This is a genomic window from uncultured Porphyromonas sp. (genome assembly GCF_915070105.1).
Lineage (GTDB): Bacteria > Bacteroidota > Bacteroidia > Bacteroidales > Porphyromonadaceae > Porphyromonas.
Map to the genome: position 1 here is coordinate 52,443 of NZ_CAJZFJ010000004.1, position 6,628 is coordinate 59,070.

General features: G+C 53.7%; 2 protein-coding genes. One reads left to right on the forward strand and one right to left on the reverse strand.

Annotated features, from left to right (window positions below):
• Nucleotides 1–882: 882 nt before the first annotated feature.
• The gene (locus QZ554_RS00960; RefSeq protein ID WP_297193546.1) at nucleotides 883–3,459 is read right to left on the reverse strand and encodes a TonB-dependent receptor; all 2,577 of its coding nucleotides are present in this window, start codon (nucleotides 3,457–3,459) and stop codon (nucleotides 883–885) included.
• A 725-nt stretch (nucleotides 3,460–4,184) separates the two neighbouring features.
• On the opposite strand from QZ554_RS00960, the gene QZ554_RS00965 reads away from it, so the two are divergent.
• Complete coding sequence (locus QZ554_RS00965) at nucleotides 4,185–6,359, forward strand: polyribonucleotide nucleotidyltransferase (RefSeq protein ID WP_297193548.1); 2,175 nt, start codon at nucleotides 4,185–4,187, stop codon at nucleotides 6,357–6,359.
• Nucleotides 6,360–6,628: the final 269 nt, after the last annotated feature.

Here is a 6,628-nt window from a genome sequence, read left to right on the forward strand (position 1 = left end):
GTCTGAGGCGAGGAGATATATTGCTTGCTCCTCTAGCATGTCTCCTATTTTATGCTCCATGGTGAGGTAACGCTTAGGGCCGATGCATGAAATCCCTCCAGTGCGAGAGTAATGTAGTCAAGGAGCATACACCCAAGGTAGAAGTATCCGTGTCCTAGCTGTAGACATACCCGGCCTATACCTACTACCTAGGAGGGGTGAGTATACACGTGTGTACACAAAAGTGTACCCACGTGTACATAACTGTATACCCACGTGTACACTACCTCGCTCTAAGTACGTCCTCTGTAGAGCTCTTGTATACAGCTCTCCTCGTGGCTAACGTCTAGGCACTTAAGGGATACGGAGGCTATCTAGGACATGAAACAATATCCCCTAAGAGCCAAAGAATGGAGTGTACTAAAGAGATCATGTGTCGCCCCTAAGGTAACGCTCTACTGTCTATAGAGTCAAGTAGTAGCTCCTAGGGCAGCTAATACTAGGATGCGAAGCGCATTCTGAGCGCCCTACTGGAGGATACGTAATGTCCCTAGGAGAGGACTCGGTATGAACGTCCCCGTCACCTTACATAGGTGACGGGGACGTTCATTATATGTCCTATACCCCCTTCTCGGTATACTTGCTGGTGGCCTTCCCGGTATGAGCGACATCGTGTGAGTCCATGGGGGAGGGGTCACTCGTTCGTTGTGCGGAGAGGATACATGGGCAAATCTTCTACCCAAGAGATAAAGAAATGTGGCCAGCAGATCATACAAGATCTGCTGGCCACACTTGCTTGGGATGGGGGCCTTATAATACTATTCCGAGGGAGGGGTATTGAGGTGAGAGCATTCCCCTAGTTACCACCATCTGTGCTCTGCTCCGAGCTCCTAGACTAGGAGACTAGAAGCGGTAGGTGGCAGAGAGGCTCAGGTTGCGAGGGGCACCGGGGAAGGAACGTAGCCGATCATAGCCGGAGATGTAGTAGCGCTTGTCGAGGACGTTGTTGAGGTTCAACTGGAGCTGTACAGCTCGGATCTTGTAGTAGAGTGCTGTATTGACGAGGATATAACCTGGGTAGCTGACGACATGCTCACGCTTAGCTACTTGCCCCAGACGTTCCGAGACACCATTGACTCCGACACCTAGACCTAGCCCACGGAGTGCACCCGAGGGGATGATGACCTTCGTCCATAGGTTGGCAGCGTGCTTGGGAGTGCTTGGGCGTTGGAGATTGAGGTCACGAGTGGAGGCGGGTGCCTTGGTAATCTCTGCTACATTGTAGGCATAGCTGGCCATGATACTCCAGTAGGGGAGGATCGTACCTGCTACATCGAGTTCTATGCCTCGGGATCGCTCTTCGCCTATAGGGGTCATCAGATCGGGTTGTCCGGTGATGCCTGCGTTGTAGAGGGTGTTGCGCTGTCGTAGGTCAAAGGCTGCTGCTGTGACGCTGAGTTTACCTCCGAGATACTCAGCCTTGATACCTACCTCCCAGAGCTCGCTTTGGACGGGGTCGAAGGGTCCACCTGCCTCGGGATTGCTCTGTACGGCGACACTCTGAGGCTCGAAGCCACGTATCCAGGTAGCATAGATATTCGTCTTAGGTAGGACGCTGTAGACGAGTCCTACACGAGGTGTGAAGGCTAGCTGGTGAGTCTTCTCCTTCAGGCCTGAGGAGAGCTTGGTCACGTCGGTGAACCACTCGAGGCGAGCTCCGAGGAGGAGCTGAAGTTTCCACCACGAGAGCTGCTCTTGGAGGTAGATTCCTTGGGTATACTGGGTGGCGGGGCGTACCTCCTTAGAAGTATAGATGTACTTGGAGATGTCTTGGTAGAGGTTGCCTTGGTTGGTCGTGAGGTCAAAGGCTGGGATATTCGTACGTGGGTTACCCTCCTTGTCCAGGAGGTAGTTGCTCACCTTAGCAGGGTCGAAGTCCTTCGCTGTACGTCCGTTCTTCAGCAGGTATCCTCCTGCCTCTATCTGAGATGAGCCAGGGAGGAGGTCGGTAGCGAAGTAGTCATAGCCGAGGAGGAGCTTGTGTCGTACGGCTCCCGTCTCGATATCCCACGTGAGGTAGTTATTGAGGCTATGATTGCGGAATAGGCGCACACGCTGCGTGACACGCATCAGGACTCGCGAGGGATCATAGGACCCGTCGGATTTCTTGACGAAGGCATTATCCTGAGAGTGCTCCATCATATCCTCATCATAGGAGGAAAAGAGGTAGGTGCTATTGAAGAGGAGCCCAGGGGCGATCTGATGAGATAGGCTTAGGGTCAGATTGAGGTTCTGCTCCTTGAGGTAGTCGTTGGCGGCAGATTGGGAGGCCGAGATGGGGCGAGAGAAGAGGTCTCCATCACCGAAGATCGCTACCCCACGATCTATCTTGCCTAGACTGCGGTTGTAGACGAGATCCATACCGAGGCGAGTCTGCTCAGAGAGGAGATACGTGAAGGAGGGTGCGACTATGTAGGTCGTGAGCCCCTGTAGATCACGGAAAGTATCGGAGGTCTCGTAGCCCAGATTTAGACGATAGAGTAGGGTCTTCTTCTCATCCAGCGGCCCTGTGAGGTCGGTGTAGGCACGTACGGTGCTGAAGCTACCAGCAGAGACACTCACTGAGCGTCGGGTGATATCTAGCGGTTTCTTAGTCACTCGGTTGATCACACCACCAGGGGCGGCATTGCCGAAGAGAGCCGAGGCAGGACCCTTGATCACCTCTACACGCTCTACGTTGGCTAGGGATGACTGACGCCAGAGGCTGGTCTGGGAGCGCATGCCATTGACGAGGTTGCCTGAGTTACGGTTGCCCGTGGCACGGAATCCACGTATGGAGAAGTCGTTGTAGAAGGAGTATTGGTTGATGCCACTGATATTCTTCACGACATCATTGATGGTAGTGGCTGCTTGGTCGAGGACGAGTTCCTTAGTGACGTAGCCAATGGACTGCGGGATATAGCGCAGTGGGGTAGCCGTCTTAGTGCCTGCATAGGAGATCGTATTCTTGTAGGTCTGCTCCCTTCGTCCCACGATATCTACAGCAGGCAGGGTCTCCTCTCGCTCGATGAGGATGAAGTCCTCATGCTGGTGGCTATCCCTATGGCTCCCGTCTAGGCCGAAGATGACCAGTCGCACCTGAGGTTCATAGCCTGCGCCATGTACCTTCAGGAGATGCTTTCCCCGAGGTATCCCTGTTAGATGGTAGAAGCCACCTCGGCTGCTCACTGCCTGTAGGTGGGTATCTTGGAGGCGTATGAGGACGCCAGAGAGGGGGACGCCATTCGCGTCAGTGAGCTGACCACGTAGGTCGTAGTACTGGCTCTGTAGAGCCTGATGCCCACGGCTCTGAGGATCATATCCAGAGGTATCCACTACCCGCTCCTGTCGCAGGCTATCTGCTGGGCTCTGAGCCGTCGTATCTACACTCATCGCTAGGGTGACGAGGCATAGGGATAAAGGAAGTCGTAAAAGCTTCATCTAATGCATATAATTTGAGTAAGGATGGCGTCCTTTAGGACGTAGTACCCGCTCCTTGGGGTGCGATACCAATTCGTAATCTCCTCGGGGGAAGTAAGCAGTCTGTAGGCTCACCCCCGAGGGAGAAGCGATGCAAAAGTATAACAAGCGCTTCATCTAGCTCTATATCAGATTCATTATACCTATATGTGGGGATGCCCAGTGCCGCTCCTTGAGGTCTCCTCTATGGTGGGGCGACTACCTCCCTAGGATATGGTGTATATAAGGGTAGAGGATAGGGTGGGGTAGCCGACAAAGCGGGGTGGTTCATGAGGTGCTTATCTACCCCCTCCGCACCCCCCTGAGAAGTAGGGGAGAGAGCTCCTATCGTCTGCTCATCTGTATACACGCGTGTATACAAGAGTGTACACGCGTGTATATAGTAGTCTACACGTGTGTATACAACTGCCCTCTCGGTATGATCGGAGTATGGGGGCTATGTACCTATCAGCAGGCTTCTTAAGAGCGGTGGATAGGAGGGTGTAGGGGCGAGAAATTAGCCCTCTTGTGACTCCGGGATAAGGGTTCCCAAGATACCCCCTATGTCCTATTACCCTGCCTGTGGGGGATGTGCTGTCGGGTAGGCCTGCACAGGGGAATACGGAAGGAGTGCGGGTTAATAGCGTTAATTTACCTAACTTTGCGCCCGATTAAGAAGGATTATATCAGTAACTCAATTCAAGATAATGCTACAGCCAATTAGCAAGACCATCACACTGCCCGATGGGAGAGAGATCATCCTCGAGACAGGCAAGCTTGCCAAGCAAGCAGACGGCTCGGTAGAGCTCCGTATGGGTAACACCGTCCTCCTAGCCACTGTCTGTGCCGCTAAGGATGCCAACCCAGGGGTAGACTTCATGCCCCTCCAAGTAGAGTATAAGGAGAAGTATGCCTCCTTTGGCCGCTTCCCTGGTGGCTTCACCCGTCGTGAAGGCAAGGCCTCGGACTACGAGATCTTGACCTGCCGCCTAGTAGACCGTGCTCTACGTCCCCTCTTCCCCGATGACTACCATGCAGAGGTCTTCGTCAATGTCCTCCTCTTTTCCACCGATGGCGTCGATATGCCTGACGCCCTGGCTGGTCTTGCAGCATCAGCTGCTTTGGCTGTCTCCGATATCCCCTTCAATGGGCCTATCAGTGAGGTGCGTGTAGCACGTGTCGATGGTGAGTTCGTCATTAACCCCACCTTCGAGCAGCTCAAGAATGCCGACATCGAACTGATGGTCGGTGCTACCCTTGATAACATCATGATGGTCGAGGGTGAGATGCAGGAAGTACAGGAGTCCGAGATGCTTGAGGCTATCAAGTTCGCACACGAAGCGATTAAGGTACAGTGCCAGGCTCAGCTTGAGCTCTCCGAAGCTGTAGGTAAGCTCGTCAAGCGTACCTATTGCCACGAGGAGAACGATGAGGAGCTCCGTAAGGATGTCCACGAGTTCTGCTATGCTAAGGCCTATGCTGTAGCTACCTCTGGTACTGACAAGCACGCTCGTGCAGAAGCCTTCGAAGCGATCGTAGAGGAGTACAAGACTAAGTACACCGAAGAAGAGCTTGAGACGAAGGCTCCGCTGATCGCTCGCTACTACCACGATGTAGAGAAGGAGGCTATGCGCCGTGCTATCCTCGATGAAGGTAAGCGTCTGGATGGACGTAAGACCACCGAGATACGCCCTATCTGGATCGAAACCGACTATCTCCCAGGGCCTCACGGCTCGGCCGTCTTCACCCGTGGTGAGACCCAGTCCCTGACGACCGTTACCCTCGGTACGAAGAGCGACGAGAAGCTCGTCGATGACGTCCTGAACTATGGTAAGGAGCGTTTCCTCCTCCACTATAACTTCCCTCCATTCTCTACAGGTGAGGCTCGTCCCCAGCGTGGTGTCGGCCGTCGTGAGATCGGTCATGGTAACCTCGCTCACCGTGCCCTCAAGCGTATGCTCCCTGCTGACTATCCCTATGTGATCCGTGTCGTCTCCGATATCCTCGAGTCCAACGGATCCTCTTCGATGGCTACGGTCTGTGCCGGTACACTAGCTCTGCGTGATGCTGGGGTGCCCATCGCTAAGCCAGTCTCGGGTATCGCTATGGGACTAATCTCAGAGAACAAGGGCACGAACTACGCAATCCTCTCCGATATCCTCGGTGACGAAGACCACCTAGGGGATATGGACTTCAAGGTCACAGGTACGGCAGACGGGATCACCGCTACCCAGATGGATATCAAGGTAGATGGTCTCAGCTACGAGATCCTAGAGCGTGCTCTTGCTCAGGCTCGTGAGGGACGCCTACATATCCTAGGCAAGATCCTAGAGGCTCAGCCAGAGACTCGTGATGACCTCAAGCCACACGCTCCACGTATCGTCACTCTACGTATCGGTAAGGAATTCATCGGTGCTGTCATCGGCCCTGGTGGTAAGATCATCCAAGGTATGCAGGAGAAGAGCGGTGCCTCTATCAGCATCGAGGAAGTCGATGGCGTCGGAGTCGTCGAGATCAGCGCCTCCAACAAGGATGCTATCGATGCCGCAGTAGGTATGATCAAGGGTATCGTCGCTATGCCTGAGGTCGGTGAGGTCTACCCAGGTAAGATCTCTTCGGTTATGCCTTATGGTTGCTTCGTAGAGTTCCTCCCAGGTAAGGATGGTCTCCTTCACATCTCGGAGATCGACTGGAAGCGTTACGAGAAGATCGAGGATACAGGCCTTCAGGAAGGTCAGCAGATTGAGGTCAAGCTCATTGACATTGATGCTAAGACGGGTAAGTTCAAGCTAAGCCGTCGTGCTCTCCTCCCCAAGCCTGAGGGCTACAAGGAGCCTGAGCGTCGTCCCCGCCCTGAGCGTGGCGACCGTCGTCCCCGCTAATATAAGGGTCAAAGAGGTTAGTAGCCTCTAGCCATCCCCCTCTCTTACGCCGTAGGTTCTAGACACTGCCCCCCTAGGCAGGTATCTAGGATCTACGGCGTCTACTTTGTGGGGCTTACCCTATCTATATATTGTAGTATAGGATAGGATCTCTTTGCTTCAGATATGATGCCTAAGGTGCAGGTTATTAGTTGCTTTCCAAGAGACGTGAGGGTGGAGGAGAGCTGGGAAATCTAGGTAAACGCATTTAGGGTAGGCTATCTCAGTGA